At 69.9% G+C, this 17,743-nt stretch carries 15 protein-coding genes; 8 read left to right on the top strand and 7 right to left on the bottom strand.

Features of this window, described 5'->3' with window-relative positions:
* Positions 1–3 precede the first annotated feature (3 nt).
* Complete coding sequence (locus tag OMP43_RS06125; protein ID WP_280278843.1) at positions 4–408, bottom strand: DUF2946 family protein; 405 nt, start codon at positions 406–408, stop codon at positions 4–6.
* Positions 409–545: 137 nt separating this feature from the next.
* On the opposite strand from OMP43_RS06125, the gene OMP43_RS06120 reads away from it, so the two are divergent.
* Positions 546–1,040: an asparaginase domain-containing protein gene (locus OMP43_RS06120; RefSeq protein WP_280278842.1), complete on the top strand. Its 495-nt coding sequence runs from the start codon at positions 546–548 to the stop codon at positions 1,038–1,040.
* Positions 1,041–1,086: 46 nt separating this feature from the next.
* Here OMP43_RS06120 and hutU read toward each other — a convergent pair whose 3' ends face one another.
* Genes hutU through hutI form a run of 4 tightly spaced genes read right to left on the bottom strand, consistent with a single transcriptional unit; the run spans position 1,087 to position 6,246 of the window.
* Complete coding sequence (gene hutU, locus OMP43_RS06115) at positions 1,087–2,742, bottom strand: urocanate hydratase (protein ID WP_280278841.1); 1,656 nt, start codon at positions 2,740–2,742, stop codon at positions 1,087–1,089.
* On the bottom strand, positions 2,739–3,536 hold the full coding sequence (gene hutG / locus OMP43_RS06110) for an N-formylglutamate deformylase (RefSeq protein WP_280278840.1): 798 nt from the start codon (positions 3,534–3,536) through the stop codon (positions 2,739–2,741). Before hutG ends, hutU begins: the two co-directional genes overlap by 4 nt.
* Complete coding sequence (gene hutH / locus OMP43_RS06105) at positions 3,533–5,062, bottom strand: histidine ammonia-lyase (protein ID WP_280278839.1); 1,530 nt, start codon at positions 5,060–5,062, stop codon at positions 3,533–3,535. The genes hutG and hutH overlap by 4 nt, the downstream gene beginning before the upstream one ends.
* Positions 5,059–6,246, bottom strand: a complete 1,188-nt coding sequence (gene hutI, locus OMP43_RS06100) for an imidazolonepropionase (protein WP_280278838.1) — start codon at positions 6,244–6,246, stop codon at positions 5,059–5,061. The genes hutH and hutI overlap by 4 nt, the downstream gene beginning before the upstream one ends.
* Positions 6,247–6,430: 184 nt before the next feature.
* Between hutI and OMP43_RS06095 the strand changes: the two genes are divergently transcribed.
* The 7 genes from OMP43_RS06095 (at position 6,431) to OMP43_RS06065 (ending at position 14,267) form a co-directional block, all read left to right on the top strand.
* Complete coding sequence (locus OMP43_RS06095) at positions 6,431–7,771, top strand: formimidoylglutamate deiminase (protein ID WP_280278837.1); 1,341 nt, start codon at positions 6,431–6,433, stop codon at positions 7,769–7,771.
* A complete protein-coding gene (locus OMP43_RS06090; RefSeq protein ID WP_280278836.1) occupies positions 7,768–8,460 on the top strand; it encodes a UTRA domain-containing protein in 693 nt (230 codons plus the stop codon). The genes OMP43_RS06095 and OMP43_RS06090 overlap by 4 nt, the downstream gene beginning before the upstream one ends.
* A 69-nt stretch (positions 8,461–8,529) precedes the next feature.
* Positions 8,530–9,414 (top strand): LysR family transcriptional regulator, encoded by an 885-nt coding sequence (locus OMP43_RS06085; protein WP_280278835.1) that lies wholly within the window; start codon positions 8,530–8,532, stop codon positions 9,412–9,414.
* Between the two features lie 71 nt (positions 9,415–9,485).
* On the top strand, positions 9,486–10,520 hold the full coding sequence (dgcN, locus tag OMP43_RS06080; protein WP_280278834.1) for an N-acetyltransferase DgcN: 1,035 nt from the start codon (positions 9,486–9,488) through the stop codon (positions 10,518–10,520).
* A complete protein-coding gene (gene dgcA, locus OMP43_RS06075) occupies positions 10,478–11,467 on the top strand; it encodes an N-acetyl-D-Glu racemase DgcA (RefSeq protein WP_280278833.1) in 990 nt (329 codons plus the stop codon). Before dgcN ends, dgcA begins: the two co-directional genes overlap by 43 nt.
* A complete protein-coding gene (locus OMP43_RS06070; protein WP_280278832.1) occupies positions 11,464–13,026 on the top strand; it encodes an amidohydrolase family protein in 1,563 nt (520 codons plus the stop codon). Before dgcA ends, OMP43_RS06070 begins: the two co-directional genes overlap by 4 nt.
* Entirely contained in the window at positions 13,026–14,267 is a 1,242-nt protein-coding gene (locus tag OMP43_RS06065) for a dicarboxylate/amino acid:cation symporter (protein WP_208413820.1), read from the top strand. The genes OMP43_RS06070 and OMP43_RS06065 overlap by 1 nt, the downstream gene beginning before the upstream one ends.
* Before the next feature lie 128 nt (positions 14,268–14,395).
* Here the strand turns inward: OMP43_RS06065 and OMP43_RS06060 are convergent, their stop codons facing one another.
* Together OMP43_RS06060 and OMP43_RS06055 are read right to left on the bottom strand one after the other, a co-directional pair.
* The gene (locus tag OMP43_RS06060; protein WP_280278831.1) at positions 14,396–15,667 is read right to left on the bottom strand and encodes an amidohydrolase family protein; all 1,272 of its coding nucleotides are present in this window, start codon (positions 15,665–15,667) and stop codon (positions 14,396–14,398) included.
* Positions 15,664–17,670, bottom strand: coding sequence for a prolyl oligopeptidase family serine peptidase (locus OMP43_RS06055; protein ID WP_280278830.1), 2,007 nt, complete (start codon positions 17,668–17,670; stop codon positions 15,664–15,666). The genes OMP43_RS06060 and OMP43_RS06055 overlap by 4 nt, the downstream gene beginning before the upstream one ends.
* Positions 17,671–17,743: the final 73 nt, after the last annotated feature.

Raw genomic sequence — 17,743 nt, 5'->3', positions numbered from 1 at the left:
GGTTCAGGCGCGGGAAGGGGGCCCCTGGGCAGGCGGCTGGGCGAAGGCCCGGCGCCGGATCATGGGCTGCGCGGCGGGCGCGAAGCCCAGCGCGAGCAGGAAGGCGATCGCGGCGAGCAGCAGCACCGGATCGGCGCCGCCCGTCATGGCATGGCCGAGCGAGGAATAGGCGCAGCCGCCATCCTGCTTGGTGCCGTCCGGCGCCTTGGCGTGATCGGGTGCCATCGGCACGTCGATGGTCATCGTCGCGGGGCCGTTGCCGTCGCAGATCGCCACGGTGAGCGTCTTCCCGCCGGTGTCAGCGAGCATATATCCCTGGGGAACGAGCGCCTTCACCGCCAGCGCCGCGGCGATCAGCCACAATGCCAGCCAGCGATGCTCCTTCAGGAAAACGCGCCATGCCCCCATGATCGACCGGGCTACGCGCTTCGGTGCGGCGTGTCACCTGCGTAATTGCGCAGGCGGGCTGGGCATTTTGTCCCACGCTCCCGTCATCCCCGCCTTCGCGGGATGACGTCGGGAAGGAAGAGGCGTAAGGGCCGCGCATGACCAGCACCCAGCCCATCCTCGTGCTCACCACCGGCGGCACGATCGACAAGCAATATTTCGACGCCTCGAGCAAATACACGATCGTGGGCACGATGGTGACGCGGCTGCTCGAGCTGGGCCGCGTGCTGCATCCCTTCGAGGTCGAGGAGGTGATGCGCAAGGACAGCCTGGAGATGGACGACGCCGATCGCGCCCTGATCGCATCGCGCGCCGCCGCCTCGGATGCGGAGCGCATCGTGATAACGCACGGCACCGACACGATGACCGAGACCGCCAAGGCGCTGACCGGCATCGCGGGCAAGACGATCGTGCTGGTCGGCGCGCTCGCCCCGGCGCGCTTCGCCGAGAGCGATGCCACCTTCAACCTCGGCATGGCCTTCGCCACCGTCCAGGTCGCGAAGCCGGGCGTCTACATCACCATGAACGGCACCGTGTTCGAGGCCGGCAGGGTCGTGAAGGACCGCGAGGCGGGCAGGTTCGTGGAGATCTGAGCCGAAACGCCCCTCCCCGGAAGGGGGGGAGATAGGGGCGCCGCGCTTACAATATCCCCGGCAGGTCCAGCCCCTTTTCCCGCGCGCAATCGATCGCGATGTCATAGCCCGCATCGGCGTGCCGCATCACGCCGGTGGCGGGATCGTTCCACAGCACGCGCTCGAGCCGCTTCGCCGCTTCCGGCGTGCCGTCGGCGACGATCACCATGCCGGCATGCTGCGAATAGCCCATGCCGACGCCGCCGCCATGATGCAGCGATACCCAGGTCGCGCCGCTCGCGGTGTTGAGCAGCGCGTTGAGCAGTGGCCAGTCCGAGACGGCGTCCGATCCGTCGCGCATCGCCTCGGTCTCGCGATTGGGGCTGGCGACCGATCCGCTGTCGAGATGGTCGCGCCCGATCACGATCGGCGCCTTGAGCTCGCCCGACGCCACCATCGCGTTGAAGGCGAGGCCGAGCCGGTGGCGGTCGCCCAGGCCCACCCAGCAGATCCGCGCGGGCAGCCCCTGGAAGTGGATGCGCTCGGCCGCCATGTCGAGCCAGTTGTGGAGATGCGCGTCGTCGGGCAGCAGCTCCTTCACCTTGGCGTCGGTGCGGGCGATGTCCTCCGGATCGCCGGACAGCGCGGCCCAGCGGAACGGCCCGATCCCCCGGCAGAAGAGCGGGCGGATATAGGCGGGGACGAAGCCGGGAAAGGCAAAGGCGTCGGCCACGCCCTCGTCGAGCGCGACCTGGCGGATATTGTTGCCGTAATCGACCGTCGGCACGCCCACCGCGTGGAAATCGAGCATCGCGCGGACATGTTGCGCCATCGACGCCTTTGCCGCCCTGGCCGTCGCTTCCGGGTCGCGCTCGCGCCGCTCGATCCATTCGGCGACGGACCATCCCACGGGCAGATATCCGTTGACCGGGTCATGCGCCGAGGTCTGGTCGGTCAGCAGGTCGGGGCGGATGCCGCGCGCGAACATCTCGGGCAGCAGCTCGGCCGCATTGCCGAGCAGGCCGACCGAGACCGGCTTGTCGGCGGCGCGGATGATCGCGAGCGCTTCGTCGATCGTCTCGGCGGCGCGGTCGAGATAGCCGGTGCGCAGGCGCATCTCGATCCGGCTCGGCTGGCATTCGATGGCGAGGCACGAGGCGCCCGCCATCACCGCCGCCAGCGGCTGCGCCCCGCCCATGCCACCCAGGCCGGCGGTGAGCAGCCAGCGGCCCTTAAGGTCGCCGCCATAATGCTGGCGGCCCATCTCGGCGAAGGTCTCGTAGGTGCCCTGCACGATGCCCTGGGTGCCGATATAGATCCAGGAGCCGGCGGTCATCTGGCCGTACATCGCCAGGCCCTTGCGATCGAGCGCGTTGAAATGCTCCCAGGTCGCCCAGTGCGGCACGAGGTTCGAATTGGCGAGGAGGACGCGCGGTGCGTTCTCGTGCGTGCGGAACACGCCGACGGGCTTGCCCGACTGGATCAGCAGCGTCTCGTCGGCTTCGAGATCGCGCAGCGCGGCGACGATCCTGTCATAGCTCTCCCAGTCGCGCGCCGCGCGGCCGATGCCGCCATAGACGACCAGCTCCTCGGGCCGCTCGGCGACATCGGGGTGCAGGTTGTTCATCAGCATGCGCAACGCCGCCTCGGTGAGCCAGCTTTTTGCGCTGAGTTCGGTACCGGTGGCGGGCTTGATGATGCGGCTGTTATCTAGGCGAGTCATTCCGGGGCTCCGGCGAAATTGAGGCAGGCGGTGAGGATCTGGGCGAGCGCGTCGCGCATCGGCGCGGCACGGGCCTCGTCATAGGGGGTGGGCCAATGGCCCTCGTCGAACGTCGCGGGCTCTTCGATATAGCCTCGGCAGGCCAGCTCCATCTGGATGGCATGGACGCCTTGTTCGGGCCGGCCATAGTGGCGCGTGGTCCAGCCCCCGCGAAAGCGGCCGTCGATCACCCGGCTCCACGGCGTGGCGGCGCAGGCGGCCTCGACTGCTCGGGTGAGCGCGGGCGCGCAGGTGGTGCCGCCATTGGTGCCGATGTTGAACTGGGGCAGTTCGCCATCGAACAGACGGGGGACATGGCTGCGGATCGAATGGGCGTCGTAGAGCACGACTTTGGGGTGGATCGCCCGCAACCGGGCGATCTCCGCCTCGATCGCGGCGTGATAGGGATCGAACCAGATGGCGCGGCGCCGGGCGATCTCATCGGCATCCGGGCGCTGGAGGGGCTCGCCGTCGAAGGTCGTGGTCGGGCAAAGCTCGGTCGTCGCTTGGCCGGGATAGAGCGAGGCGCCCGACGGATCGCGATTCGCGTCGATCACGCTGCGCGAGATCGTGGTGCGGATCATGGTCGCGCCGAGGCCGGCGGCGAAGTCGTAGAGCCGATCGATCCACCAGTCGGCATCCTTGCGGGCGAGCCAAGGCGAAGTGAACGCGATCTCCGCCGGAATGTCCGTTCCGGTATGTGGAAAGGCGACGATCAGCGGCGCCTCGCCGCGATGGACCTCCAGCCAGCTCATGCGACCCCCGGCAGCGTGATCGCCGCTGCCTCGGCTACCGCACCGGCGCGGACCAGGGCGGTGGCGGCCTCGATATCGGGGTGGAAATGCCGGTCATGGTCGAGCGTTGGCACCTCGCGGCGCAACCGGGCGCGAACGCGCTCCAGCGCCTCCGACGAAGTGAGCCCGGCATGGAAATCGCAGCCTTGGGCAGCGGCGAGCAGCTCGATGCCGATCACGCCGGCGCAGTTCGCCGCCATGTCGAGCAGGCGGCGGGCGCCGTGCGCGGCCATCGAGACATGGTCCTCCTGATTCGCCGAGGTCGGGATCGAATCGACACTGGCCGGCATGGCGCGCTGCTTGTTCTCGGAGACGAGCGCGGCGGCGGTCACCTGGGGAATCATGAAGCCGGAATTGAGCCCCGGCCGGGGAGTGAGGAAGGCGGGCAGGTTCGACAGGGCGGGATCGACCAGCATCGCGATGCGGCGCTCGGCGATCGAACCGATCTCGCAGATCGCCAGCGCGATCATGTCCGCCGCGAAGGCGACCGGCTCGGCGTGGAAATTGCCGCCGGACAGCGCCTCGTCGGTATCCGGGAAGATCAGGGGGTTGTCGGAGACGCCGTTCGCCTCGGTCTCCAGCGTCGTGCCTGCCTGGCGCAGCAGGTCGAGCACCGCGCCCATCACCTGGGGCTGGCAGCGCAGGCAATAGGGGTCCTGCACGCGCGGATCATTGTCGCGGTGCGAGGCGCGGATCGCGGAGCCCTGCATGAGGGTGCGCAGCGTCTCGCCGACCGCGATCTGACCGGGATGGCGGCGCAATTGATGGATGCGCGGGTCGAACGGCGCATCGGTGCCTTTGGCCGCCTCGGTCGAGAGCGCGCCGGTGACGAGGGCGGCCTGGAACAGCGTCTCGGTCTCGAACAGCCCGGCAAGGGCGTTGGCGGCGGAGAATTGAGTGCCGTTGAGCAGGGCGAGCCCTTCCTTGGGGCCGAGGGTGACGGGCGCGAGGCCGGCCTCGGCCAGCGCCTGCGCGGCTGGCAGCACGCGGCCATCGACCTCGATCGAGCCCATGCCGATCATCGTCGCCGCCATATGAGAGAGCGGGGCGAGGTCGCCGCTCGCGCCCACGGATCCCTGGCTCGGCACCACCGGCGCCAGCCCCCGGGCCAGCATCGCCTCGAGCAGCGCCACCGTCGCCGGCTGCACGCCCGAAGCGCCCTGGGCGAGGCTGGCGAGCTTGAGCGCCATCATCAGCCGGACGACCGTGGCGGGCGAGGGCGCGCCGATCCCGGCGGCATGGCTGAGCACGATGTTGCGCTGGAGCGTGGCCAGGTCCTCGGCCTCGATCCGCACGCTGGCGAGCTTCCCGAAGCCGGTGTTGATGCCATAGACGGGCTCGCCCCGCGCCAGGATGCGCGCCACTGCGGCCGCGCTCTCGGCGATGCGCGGCGCGGCGGCGGGGTCGAGCTTCGGTACCGCGCCGCGCCAGATCGCGCGCCATTCGGCCAGCGGCACCGCGCCGGGGATCAGCAGGATTTCGGTCATTGGCCCTTCCAGATGCGGGCATGGAGCGGATTCAGCCCCATGCGATAGACAAGCTCGGCCGGCCGCTCGACGTCCCAGATCGCGAGGTCGCAGGACTTGCCGGGTTCGATGGTGCCGATTTCGTGGTGGAGGCCCAGCGCCCGTGCCGCCTCGCGGGTCACGCCGGCCAGGCACTCCTCCACGGTAAGGCGGAACAGCGTCGCGGCCATGTTCATCACCAGCAACGGGCTGGTGAGCGGCGAGGTGCCCGGGTTGCAATCGGTGGCAAGCGCGATCGGCACGCCCGCGTCACGCAGCGCCTGGACCGGCGGCAATCTGGTCTCGCGGACGAAATAGAAGGCGCCGGGCAGGAGCGTGGCGACCGTGCCCGCCGCGGCCATCGCCGCGATCCCGGCATCGTCGAGATATTCGAGATGGTCCGCGGACAGCGCGCCATGCGAAGCGGCGAGCGCCGCGCCATGCTGGTTGGAAAGCTGCTCGGCATGGAGCTTCACGCGCAGCCCATGCGCCCGGGCGGCTTCGAGGACCCGTCTGGTCTCCTCGGGGGTGAAGCCGATATCCTCGCAAAAGGCATCCACCGCATCCGCCAGCCCGGCCTCGGCCACGGCCGGGATCATCGTCTCGCAGACGAGATCGACATAGCCGGCGCGGTTATCGGCATATTCGGGGGGCAGGGCATGGGCGCCGAGAAAGGTGGTCGCGATCCGGACCTTGCGCTCGCGGCCCAGCGCCCCGGCCGCGCGCAGCATCTTCAGCTCGTCCTCGAGCGACAGGCCATAGCCGGACTTGACCTCGACCGTGGTTGCCCCTTCGGCGATCAGCGCGTCGAGCCGGGGCAGCGCGCTCGCCACCAGCTCGGCCTCGCTTGCCGCCCGGGTGGCGCGCATCGTCGAGACGATCCCGCCGCCGGCCCGTGCGATCTCCGCATAGCTCGCGCCTTGCAGACGCAGCTCGAACTCATGCGCCCGGTCGCCGCCATGGACCAGGTGCGTGTGGCAATCGATCAGCCCGGGGGTGATCCAGCGGCCCGCGCAATCGATCGTCTCGGCGGCGGCGGGCGCTTCGCCGGCCGGGCCGACCCAGGCGATGCGGCCGTCCTTCGCCGCCAGGGCGCCATGCTCGACGACGCCCATCCCGGGGGCCGCCATCGTCGCGATCCGTGCATTGGTCCAGAGTCGGTCCATGCGCGCATCCTTGCCTGCTTGGTTGATTATGTCTAGACATAATGAAAGGCCCGTCGCACACTTTGTTCGTCATCCCGGCGGCGGTCGGGATCTCGCGCGGCTCTTGTCCCGCAATCGCCTGAAGTCCCGGCTTCCGCCGGGATGATGGAGAAGGGGCGGGAATGACGGGAATGGGAAGGCCTGGATGGATCTCTGGTTCGAAACTGCACTGCTCCCCGGCGGCTGGGCCGAGCGCGTTACCGTGCGCATCGCAGACGGGCGTATTGCGCGGGTGCTGCCCGGCACCGATCCGGCGCCCGGCGCCGAGCGCCATCGCGTGGGGGTGCCGGGCCTCGGCAATGTCCATAGCCATGGCTTCCAGCGCGGCATGGCCGGGCTCAGCGAGCGTCGCGGCCGGCCCGACGACGATTTCTGGAGCTGGCGCGAGATCATGTACCGGTTCCTCGACCGGCTCACGCCCGAGGACATCGCCGCGATCACCGCCCTGGCCTATGCCGAGATGCTCGAGACCGGCTACACGCGTGTCGGCGAGTTCCACTATCTCCACAACGATGTGGACGGCGCGCGCTATGCCGATCCCGCCGAGACTGCCGGGGCGATCGTCCACGCCGCGGAGCGGACCGGCATCGGACTGACCCTGCTCCCCGTCTTCTATGCGCACAGCGATTTTGGCGGACTGCCGGCCAAGCCCGGCCAGCGCCGCTTCCTGTCGGATATCGACGGCTTCGCGACGCTGGTCGAGGCGAGCCGCGCCAGGCTGCCCGCCGACGCGGTGCTCGGCGTCGCGCCGCACTCGCTGCGCGCGGTCACGCCGGAAGAGCTGCGGGCGGTCACGGCGCTGACCACGGGCCCGCTCCACATCCATGCCGCCGAACAGACGAAGGAAGTCGAGGCCTGCCTCGCCTGGAGCGGCGCGCGGCCGGTGGAGTGGCTGCTCGACAATCTGGGCATCGACCGGCGCTGGACGCTGATCCACGCCACCCACCTGACCGAAGCCGAGACCGATCGCCTTGCCGCCTCGGGCGCGGTGGCGGGCCTTTGCCCGGTCACCGAGGCCAATCTCGGCGACGGCATCTTCCCTGCCGAGCGCTATCTCGCGGCCGGCGGGAAGATCGCCACGGGCACCGACTCCAACATCCAGATCGACGCCGCGCACGAACTTCGCGCGATCGAATATTCGCAGCGCCTCTCGCTCCGGCGCCGCGCGATCCTGTCGCCGGAGGGCGCCTCGGTCGGCGAGACACTGTTCGGCGCAGCGCTCCGGGGCGCAGGGCAGGCACTGGGTGTCGAAACGGGGATTGCGCCCGGCGCTCCCGCCGATATCGTGAGCCTGAACATGGACCATCCAGGCTTTGCCGGCGCTTCGGCCGACACGCTTCTCGATCGCTGGATCTTCGCGGGCCGTGCCGGTGCGATCGACTGCGTCTGGCGCGCCGGCGCGCTGCAGGTCGTCGGCGGAAAGCACCGGGAGAGCGAGGCTATCGCTAATCATTATCGGAAAACCCTGGAGCGCCTGCTCGGGTGACGCTGCAGGAACGCATCCGCTCGGACATCGAGGAACGCATCCGCTCGGGGGAATTGCGGCCCGGCGACCGCATTCCCTTCGAGCATGAGCTGGTCGTGCGCTATGGCTGCGCCCGCGCCACGGTCAGCAAGGCGCTGGAACGGCTCGCCCATGCCGGGCTGATCGAGCGCCGGCGCAAGGCCGGCTCCTTCGTCGCGCATCCCCAGGTCCATGCCGCGGTGCTGGCGGTGCCCGATCTCGCCCAGCTGATCGCGGCGCGGGGCGAGGCCTATGGCTGGGCGCTCGACACCTGCCGGGTGGTCAATCGCGATCCGGATATCGAGGTCTCGGGCATTCCGGCACCCGCGCTGCTGATCGAGGGCGTGCATTTCGCCGGGGAGCAGCCCTTCGCCCTCGAGCGCCGGCTGATCGCGCTCGACACCGTGCCGGTGCCCCGCGCCGACACGTTCGAGACCGAGGCGCCCGGCTCCTGGCTACTCCACCATGTCCCCTGGACCGATGCGCGCCACCGCATCCGCGCCGTCTCCGCCGGCGGCCCGCTGGCCAGGAAATTGAAGCTCGACGCCCATGCGGCCTGCCTCCAGGTCGAGCGCTGGACCTGGCGCGCGGGCAGGGCGGTGACGTTCGTCCGCCAGACCTTCCCGGGGGATCGCTACGACCTGGTCGCGGAGTTCACGCCGGGGGGATGACAAGATGGGCGGGACAATCACACCGAACCGGGGCCTTTCCCTTTTCGCCCAGTTCGATAGGCTGGCCGGATGAACCTGCGGCACATCGAAATCTTCCACGCCGTCTATGTGAACGGCTCGGTCAGCGGGGCCGCGCGCGCGCTCAACGTGTCGCAGCCCTCGGTTTCCAAGATGCTGCGCCATGCCGAGAGCCTGCTCGGCTTCCAGCTTTTCCACCGCACCAATGGCCGCCTCGTCCCCACCGAGGACGCGCACACCCTGTTCACCGAAGTCTCGGAGATCCAGGACCGCGTCTATGCGCTGCGCGAGGCGGGGCGGAACCTCAAGCGCGGGGCCGGCGGCATGCTGCGCGTCTCGGCGCTGCCGTCGCTTGCCCTCAACGCGCTGCCCACCGCCGTCGCGCGCTTCATGCGGGGGCATGAGGGCGTCCGCTTCGATCTCCAGACCGTTCATCACGACGATCTGCTCCGCAAGCTCTACGAGCGCGAGACCGATGTCGCGATCGCCTATGAAGTGCCCCATGCCGCGCCGATCGGCCATCGCTGGCTGGGCGAGGGCGAGCTGGTGGTGCTCTATCGCGAGGAGGACATGCCCGACGCGCCGCCGCGCATCGAGCTGGAGCGGCTGCGCGGCCGCCCGTTCATCAGCCTCGCCAATAGCGGCCCGATCGGCCAGCTGTTCAGCCAGGAATGCGCGCGGCTCGAGCTCGATCTCGACGAAGTGATCTCGGCCCGTACCTTCTACATCGCCACCGCGCTGGTCGCGCAGGGCGTGGGGATGACGGTGGTGGACAGTTTCACCGCCCAGGCCTCGCTCGTCCCCGGCCTCGCGATGCGGCCGCTCAAGCCGCAACTCACCTTCGACGTGCACGCGATGTTCCTGCTCAACCGGCCGCCCACCGCGCTCGCCACCGATTTCCTCAAGGCGCTCGCCAAGGTGATCGATACGCCATAACGGCTGGCTATGCCGAGGCGCGCATTCGCTATGCGCGGCGCCCGATGCCGGCGGGATAGCGTTATCACCCAATGATACCGGCACCTTACCTCCTCTACCTCGGTCACAGCACCGATTTCGTGGGCATCAAGACCTCGCGCGGCCTGGCCGAATTCCGGCGCGGCGATTGCGTGGGCGAGTTCCGCCACGACGACAGTCCGCTCACGCTCGGCCTGCCGCGCATGACCATCGCGGAAGGCGCGGCGGCGGGCGCGAAGACGCTCGTCCTCGGCATCGCCAATTCGGGCGGCGTCATGGGCGGCGACCTGGTGCGCGACGCGATGGCGGCGCTGGAGGCGGGGATGAACATCGCCGCCGGCCTCCACCAGCGGCTGCGCGACGTGCCCGAGCTGGCCGCGCTCGCCAGGGAGAAGGGCCTGCAGCTCTTCGACGTGCGCGATCCCCCGGCGGACATGCGGGTCGGCACCGGATATGCCAGGGCCGGCCGCCGCCTGTTGACGGTCGGCACCGATTGTTCGGTGGGCAAGATGTACACCACGATCGCGCTCGCCGATGCGCTCAAGGCGCGCGGCGAGAAGGCCGATTTCCGGGCCACGGGCCAGACCGGCATCCTGATCGCCGGGGCCGGCGTGCCGATCGACGCGGTCGTCGCCGATTTCATCTCGGGCGGCATCGAGATGCTGGCGCCCGAGCGCACCGATGGCGGCTGGGACCTGATCGAGGGCCAGGGCTCGCTCTTCCATCCGAGCTTCGCCGGCGTCTCGACCGGCCTGCTCCACGGCGCCCAGCCCGAGGCGATCGTGCTCTGCCACGATCCCAGCCGCGGCCATATGCGCGGCTTGCCGGGCCGGGCGCTGCCGGGCCTGCGGGAATGCCTGGAGGCCAATCTCCAGGTCGCGCGCCTGACCAGCCCGGACGTGCGCGCGGTCGGCGTGTGCCTCAACACTTCCCGCATGGAAGCGGACGCGGCGCGCGCGCTTTGCCGGCAGATCGAGGCGGATCTCGGCCTGCCCTGTACCGATCCAATCGCCTTCGGGGTCGAGGCGATCATCGACGAGTTGCTATGCACCGAACCCTCACGGCCCGCCACGACCGCTTCGCGCTGACCAGGCCCTTCCGCATCGCGCGCGGAGTGAGGACCGAGGCCGATATGGTCACGGTCTCGATCCGCGCCGGGGCGCTGGAAGGCAAGGGCGAGGGCGTGCCCCATGCCCGCCATGGCGAGAGCGTCGAGAATGCGCTCGCGGCGATCGAGGGCGTCCGCCCGGCGATCGAGGCGGGCGCGGGGCGCGAGGAGCTGCTGGCGCTCCTTCCCGCCGGCGCAGCCCGCAACGCGGTTGACTGCGCGCTGTGGGACCTGGAGGCGCGCGGAGCCGGGAGGAGCGTTGCCGCGCTGCTCGGCGCGCCGGAGCCCGAGCCGGTCGCCAGCGCGCGCACCATCGTGATCGACACGCCGATGATGATGGGCTGCGCCGCGCGGCGCCTCGCGCAGGCGCCGCTGCTCAAGGTGAAGGTTGATGGCCGCCTGCCCGATGCGCAGATCCGCGCCGTCCGCGCCGCCGCGCCCGACGCCCGGCTGATCGTCGATCCCAACGAGAGCTGGGACGCCCGGCTGGTCGAGGCGATGCAGCCGGTGCTCGCCGAACTGAAGGTCGATCTGCTCGAACAGCCCGTGGCGGCCGCGATCGATGCGTGCCTCGAGACCTTTCGTCCGCTCGTGCCGATCGCCGCCGACGAGTCGCTCCATACCCGCGAGGATCTCGACCAGGTCGCGCGCCGCTACCAGGTGGTGAACGTGAAGCTCGACAAGGCCGGCGGCCTGACCGAGGGGCTGCGCCTGGCCGAAGCCGCCCGCGCGCGCGGCCTCGGCCTGATGACCGGTTGCATGGTCAGCTCCTCCTTGTCGGTCGCGGCGGCGCTGCACCTCGCCCGCATGTCGGATTTCGTCGATCTTGACGGTCCGATCTGGCTCGCCAAGGATCGCCCCGGTGGGGTCGAGGACCGCGGCGGGACGCTCTATCCGCCACTTCCGGGATTTTGGGGAACGCCATGAAGATCGCGCTGCTGCTGGGGACTGCCGCTCTCTCACTGGGCGCCGCCGCGCCGCTTCCGCCGAAGAAGGTCGATCTGCTGATCCGCGGCGGCACGATCTATACCGGCTCCGATGCGCCCTTTGTCGGCGATGTCGCGGTCAAGGGCGATCGCATCCTTGCGGTCGGCGCGCATGCGAATGTGCTCGCCGCGCGCGTGATCGAAGCGAAGGGGATGATCGTCGCCCCCGGCTTCATCGATCCGCACACCCATATGGGCGACGATCTCGCATCGGCGGATCCGAAGAAGCGCCTGATCCCGGCCTTTCTGATGCAGGGCGTCACCACCGCGTTCATCGGCAATGACGGCGGCGGCAGCCCGGATCTGGCCAAGGTCCTCGGCAGCGCTGCGACCCGGCCGGTGGGCATCAACTATGCCGCCTGGGTCGGCTTCGGCGCGGTGCGCGAGATGGTGGTGGGCGAGGATGCCCGCGATCCCACCCCCGCCGAGCTGGAGCGGATGAAGGGCCTGGTCGCCGGCGCGATGTGCCAGGGCGCGCTCGGCCTTTCCACGGGCCTGTTCTACGCGCCCCAGAGCTTCGCCAAGACCGAGGAAGTGATCGAGCTCGCCAAGGAAGCGGGCAAGCGCGGTGGGAGCTATGACAGCCATATCCGCGACGAGAGCAGCTATACGGTGGGCCTGGCCGCCGCGATCGACGAGGCGATCCGCATCGGGCGCGAGGGCAGGCTGCCCGCGCATATCAGCCACATCAAGGCGCTGGGCGTCGACGTGCAGGGCCAGGCGCCCGCGATCATCGCCAAGATCGACGCGGCCCGGGCCCGCGGCGAGAAGGTCACCGCCAACCAATATCCCTGGTCGGCGTCGGGCACCAGCCTGGTCGCCTCGCTCGTCCCGCTCTGGGCGCAGGACGGAGGTCGCCCGGCGCTGCTCAAGCGCTTCGACGATCCCGCGCTGGCCGAGAAGATGCACGCCGGCATGATCGAGAATCTCCGCAAGCGCGGCGGGGCGGGCAAGCTGTTGATCGTCGAGGGCAAGTACCGGAACCGCTATCTCGATGCGGTCGCGAAGGAGATGAACCTGTCGCCGGTGGACGCCGCGATCGCCGTGATCCGCATCGGCGATCCCGGCACCGTCTCGTTCAACCAGAGCGAGGCGGACATCGCCGCCTTCATGCGCCAGCCCTGGGTGATGACCGGGTCCGATGCCTCGGGCGGCCATCCGCGCGTCTATGGCTCCTTCGCCCGCAAGTACGACAAATACGTCAAGACCGACCATGTGATCACCCTGCGCCAGTTCATCGAGCGAAGTTCGGCGCTGACCGCCGATACGTTCGGGCTGGAGGGCCGCGGCCATCTGCGCGCCGGCGCCTTCGCCGACATCGTGGTGTTCGATCCGCGCAGCTATGCCTCGCGCGCCACCTATGAGCAGCCGGCGCTGCTGGCGGCGGGGGTGCGGACCGTGCTGGTCAACGGCGTGCTCGCGGTCGACAAGGGGGCGATGACCGGCAAGGCCGCCGGCCGCGCGCTGGCGCACAAGCCCACCTCCGGGACGTGCAACTGATGGGCTGGTGGTTCGGCATCGCCCTGTGGAAGCGCGTGCTCGCCTTCCTCGTCCTCGGCGTCGTCTTCGCGCTGCTGGTGCCGCAGGGCGCGCCCTGGGTGCAGTTCGTCGGCGACCTGTTCGTCCGCGCGATCCGCATGCTCGTCGCGCCGATCGTGCTGGTCACCATCGCCTCGGGCATCACCACGCTCGCCGATCCCAAGCGGCTCGGGAGTCTCGGCGGGCGCACGGTCGGCATGTTCGCGCTGACCACCTTCATCGCCGTCTCGGTCGGCATGCTGGTCGCGGCGATCGTCCAGCCCGGCATCGGCGCGCCGCTCGGCACGGCCGAGGCGCATGTGCTCGGCAAGCCGGTCACGCCCTATGAGCAGCTGATCAACATCATCCCGACCAACATCTTCGATGCGCTGGCCAAGGGCGACATGCTGGCGCTGATCTTCACCTCGATCCTGATCGGCTGCGGCACCGTGGTGGCGGGGGAGGCGGGCAAGCCCTTCGCCAACCTGCTGCAATCGACTTCGGCGGTGCTGCTGCGCGTCGTCGGCCTGGTGATGGAGGCGACGCCCTTCGGCGTGTTCGCGCTGATCGCCAATGCCGTCGCGGCGAACGGCGCGGCGGTGTTCGTCCATGTCGGCTGGCTGGCGCTGGCGGTGGTGCTGGGCTCGCTGATCCAGATGCTGGTGGTGCACAGCCTGCTCCTGCGCTTCGTCGCGCGGTTGCCGCTGCTGCCCTTCTTCCGCGGCATCGTCGACGCGCTGGCGGTGGCCTTTTCCACGGCCTCGAGCGGCGCGACGCTGCCGGTGGCGATGCGTGTCTCCGAGCAGAATCTGGGCATCGGCCGCTCGGTCTTCTCCACCGTGCTGCCGCTCGGCGCGAGCATCGGCAAGGACGGCACGGCGATGTATGTCGGCCTGCTCTCGATGTTCGCGCTCCAGGCGTTTGGCGTGCACCTGACGCCGACCGTCTATGCGACGGTGCTGTTCACCGGCGCGCTCGCCGCGTTCGGCACGGCGCCGGTGCCATCGGCCTCGCTGTTCATGCTCGCGGCGGTGCTGAGCGCGGTGGGCGTCTCGCCGGAACAGACTGCCCTGGTGGTCGGATTCGTACTGCCCTTCGACCGGTTGCTCGACATGACGCGGACGGTGCCGAGCGCCTCGGCCAACCTCACCGTGGCGACCCTGGTGGCGCGCTGGGAAGGCGAGCTGGACGAGGAAGTCTATCGCGCGGCGGACCGGGCCTAGGGCAGTTCCCCTCCCTGAAAGGGAGGGGCTGGGGTGGATTTTTGCACGCTATACGGAGCAGTCAGGCGATCGGTTTCGGTATCGCCGAGCCTCCACCCACCCCCACCCCTCCCTTTCAGGGAGGGGAGTCAGTCGAGCGAGACTTCGCGCCCCGCTACCCATACCCGCTTGACCGAGTAGAGGTCGCGAAAGGTCAGGTCCGGTGCCCCGCCGGTCAGCACCAGGTCGGCGCGCATGCCCTTGCGGATCGTGCCCTCGGTCTTCCGGCGCCCCATGATGTCGGCGCTCACCCGCGAGCCGGCCTCGATCGCCTCGGCCGGAGTGAAGCCCAGCTCGTTCAGGATGCGCATCTCGCGCAGCGCGCCGAAGCCGGGATAGACGCCCTCGATGCCCGTGTCCGTGCCCACGCCGATGCGGATCCCGGCCGCCTTCAGCCGGCGGATATTCTCGCGCATGATCTGCCAGCGCTTGCTGTCATAGGGCGCGATCGCCTCGCCCTTGGCCAGCCGCGCGGTCTCACGCTCGCGCTGCTCGGGGGTGAGCATCGCCAGCTCCTCGGGGGCCAGCATGCGCGTCTCGAGCGGCTCATAGGTCGCCAGCGTGGCGACATAGGCCATGTGGTGCTTCCGCATCAGGCCGATCAGCTCGTCGTCGACCAGCGCGTCGCCCACGCCGTGCGCCACCGAGTCCACCCCGGCGCGCGCGGCGATCTTGGCGCCCTCCAGCGTCACCGTGTGCGTCATCACCTTGATCCCCGCCTTGTGCGCATCGGCGACGATCGCGGCGAGGGTCGGCTCGTCCATGCTCGGACGGTCGGGGCGGTTGGGGTCGCCGTAGCGCCAGCCGTCGTTGAACACCTTCACCATGTCGGGCTTGTAGGGCAGCGCCTTGGCCATGGCGGCGTGCGCCTCGGCCGGGGTGGTGACCTGGAGCGTGATCGCGTTGGTGAACTGGCTCTCGGTGCCGTGCCCGTCGGGCACGCCGAGCCGCACCGCGAGGGTGAGGTGCGGGGTGTCCGCCTGGAGCGCGCGGATGCCGGGCATCATCTCCGTAGAGACCGAGAATTCGTTCACGCTGGTCACGCCGGCGCGCAGATAAGGCAGATAGAAGCGGTGGAGCGACGCCGCTTCGGTGAACGCCTCGCGCCGCGTGTGAATGTGCAGGTCGTGCAGGCCGGGGATCAGCGTGAGCCCGGTCGCGTCGATCACTTGCGTCCCCTCGGGCACGCGCAGCTTCTTGCCCACCCGGCTGACCTTGCCGCCTTCGATCAGCACGTCGGCGATCTTCGCCGGCTTGCCGGTGCCCTCGAACACGCGCGCGCCATGGATCAGCGTCGCGCGTTCCTGCGCCTGCGCCCCGTTCGCCCCGGCCAGTGCCGCCGCCGCCATCAGCCACCTCATTTCAGATGCCCGTCGAAGAAGGAAATGGTGCGGCGATAGGCAGTGAGCCAGTCCGCATAGCGGAAGAATTCATGGCGCTCATTGGGGAACACCAGCACCTCGTGCGGGATGCGCCGTGCCGCCAGTTCGCGGGCGAGCAGCAGCGACTGGCCGAAATCGACATTCCGGTCGTCATCGCCGTGCACGAGCAGCACCGGCGAGCGCCAGGTGCCGATCGCGCCCATCGGCGAGCTGTCCCACTGTTTCTGCCGCGCGGCCGCCTGTTGCTCGGGGGACAGGTTGTTCTCGACGTTGCGCAGCATGGTGTGGACGCCGTGGAAGTCCGCGCCCGCCTTGAACAGGTCGCTGTTCCGCGCCAGCGCCAGCGCGGTCAGATAGCCGCCCCAGCTGCCGCCCCAGATGCCGATCCGGTCGGCCGCCACGTCCTTCTGCGCCGCGAGCCAGCGCCCGCCGGCGAGCACGTCGCGATATTCGGAGGCGCCGTCGCGGGCGATCCCCGGCGCATCGCGGAACGCCTGTCCATAGCCGGTGCCGCTGCGATAATTGACCGAGAGCACCGTATAGCCCCGCGCTGCCAGCGCCTGGTTCATCACATAGGCGTTCGAATAATATTGGGCATGGTGGAAGCCGAGCAGCATCTGGCGCCGCGGCCCGCCATGGACGAAGACCAGAGCCGGGCGCGGGCCCTTGCCCTGGCCGCGGAACAGTTGGGCATGCACGGTAACGCCGTCCTCGGCGCGGTAGGTCACCGCCTCGGGCGCCACCGCGCCCTTCAGCTCCGCCGTGTCGCCCAGCGGCGCCAGGCCCTTCGCCAGCACCGGATGGGCCGGATGGCGCGCATCGGCGGCGATCCCCGCCAGCAGCCCGCCCGCGAAGACGGGCAGGCTCTCGCTGCCCTTGCCGTCGGTCACGCGCTTCGCCGCCCCGCCGCTTGCCGGCACCTGCCAGAAATGCCGCCGATCGGCCTCGTCGGCATTGGCGGCGAAGGTGACCATGTCGTCGACGCCGAGCACGAAGGTCTCGACCTCGAACCCGCCGGCGGTCAGCGCCTGGGGCTCGCCGCCCTTGGCCGCGTCGATCGCATAGACGTGCAGGAAGCCGCTTCGCTCCCAAGGGAAGAGCAGCCGGCCGCCCTTGCTCCACCAGAGATTGTGCTGGCGCGTGCCGTAATAGCGGCCGCCCATGCCCTGGGGGGCGGTCCAGACCGTGCGGGCCCTGCCCGTCGCGGCGTCGGCCACCCGGATCGACCAATAGGGGCCGCCGTCCCGCGCCGCGCCGGCGGGTGGATCGAGATACTGGATATAGGCGACCTGGTCCCCGCCGGGCGAAAGCGCCGGCTCCACCGAATAGCCGAGCGCCGGCTCCATATAGGTCAGCCGGCCGCCATCCGCGTCGAGCAGCGCGACGAAGGCGTGATCGTTGCGATTGTCGACGAAGAGCAGCCGCTTGCCGTCGGGCGTCCATTTCAGGTCGCTGACCTCGCCCGGAACCGCGGCGATCCGCGCCGCCTTGCCCGCCTGCCACAGCCACAGCTCGCCGCGCCGGGTGAAGGCGATGCGCTGCCCGTCGGGCGAGAAAACGGGCAGGTGTCCGTCTCCGATCGGTGTGGGATCTCCACCGTCTTCAACGACGAACACCTGCTGCCCCGGCGTGAACGCGGCCGAGGCGGTATTGGGGATCCTGCCGTCGGGGAACTCGTCGTCCCCGCCGCGCACATATGCCAGGCGCCGGCCGTCGGGGCTGAGCGCCGGATCGTAGAGCATCATGCCGTCGTCCCCGGCATGGCGCGTGACCTGCCGGGCCTGCCGCCCCGCATCCGCCACCCACAGGTTGCGCACGCCGGCGCGGTTCTCCACCCAGGCGAAGCGCGGCACGTCGCGTGCGCCGGCCATCTGGCTGGCGACCGGCAGGGCGAGCGCCGCGGCCAGGTCGTCGGTCTGCGCCAGCGCCGGCGGGGCGAACGCCACCACCATCGCGGCCAGGGGTTTCAAGGTGGCCCGCATCAGGTTCATGCCGCGAAGGTGCCGGGCCGATGTTGCCCGTACAATGCCGGCATGCGCCATGGTTATGCCCGGG

This window comes from Sphingomonas sp. CBMAI 2297 (genome assembly GCF_029870595.1).
Lineage (GTDB): Bacteria > Pseudomonadota > Alphaproteobacteria > Sphingomonadales > Sphingomonadaceae > Sphingomonas.
This window is presented reverse-complemented; position numbering and strand designations above follow the sequence as displayed.

What these genes read in the sequence shown, in the direction of transcription:
- hutG (WP_280278840.1), bottom strand. Translation starts at nt 3,536, where the DNA reads ATGAGCTGGCTGGAGGTCCATCGCGGCGAGGCGCCGCTGATCGTCGCC.
- OMP43_RS06095 (WP_280278837.1), top strand. Translation starts at nt 6,431, where the DNA reads ATGGATCTCTGGTTCGAAACTGCACTGCTCCCCGGCGGCTGGGCCGAG.
- OMP43_RS06125 (WP_280278843.1), bottom strand. Translation starts at nt 408, where the DNA reads ATGGGGGCATGGCGCGTTTTCCTGAAGGAGCATCGCTGGCTGGCATTG.
- OMP43_RS06085 (WP_280278835.1), top strand. Translation starts at nt 8,530, where the DNA reads ATGAACCTGCGGCACATCGAAATCTTCCACGCCGTCTATGTGAACGGC.
- hutU (WP_280278841.1), bottom strand. Translation starts at nt 2,742, where the DNA reads ATGACTCGCCTAGATAACAGCCGCATCATCAAGCCCGCCACCGGTACC.
- OMP43_RS06060 (WP_280278831.1), bottom strand. Translation starts at nt 15,667, where the DNA reads ATGAGGTGGCTGATGGCGGCGGCGGCACTGGCCGGGGCGAACGGGGCG.
- hutI (WP_280278838.1), bottom strand. Translation starts at nt 6,246, where the DNA reads ATGGACCGACTCTGGACCAATGCACGGATCGCGACGATGGCGGCCCCC.
- OMP43_RS06120 (WP_280278842.1), top strand. Translation starts at nt 546, where the DNA reads ATGACCAGCACCCAGCCCATCCTCGTGCTCACCACCGGCGGCACGATC.
- dgcN (WP_280278834.1), top strand. Translation starts at nt 9,486, where the DNA reads ATGATACCGGCACCTTACCTCCTCTACCTCGGTCACAGCACCGATTTC.
- dgcA (WP_280278833.1), top strand. Translation starts at nt 10,478, where the DNA reads ATGCACCGAACCCTCACGGCCCGCCACGACCGCTTCGCGCTGACCAGG.
- OMP43_RS06055 (WP_280278830.1), bottom strand. Translation starts at nt 17,670, where the DNA reads ATGCGGGCCACCTTGAAACCCCTGGCCGCGATGGTGGTGGCGTTCGCC.
- OMP43_RS06070 (WP_280278832.1), top strand. Translation starts at nt 11,464, where the DNA reads ATGAAGATCGCGCTGCTGCTGGGGACTGCCGCTCTCTCACTGGGCGCC.
- hutH (WP_280278839.1), bottom strand. Translation starts at nt 5,062, where the DNA reads ATGACCGAAATCCTGCTGATCCCCGGCGCGGTGCCGCTGGCCGAATGG.
- OMP43_RS06065 (WP_208413820.1), top strand. Translation starts at nt 13,026, where the DNA reads ATGGGCTGGTGGTTCGGCATCGCCCTGTGGAAGCGCGTGCTCGCCTTC.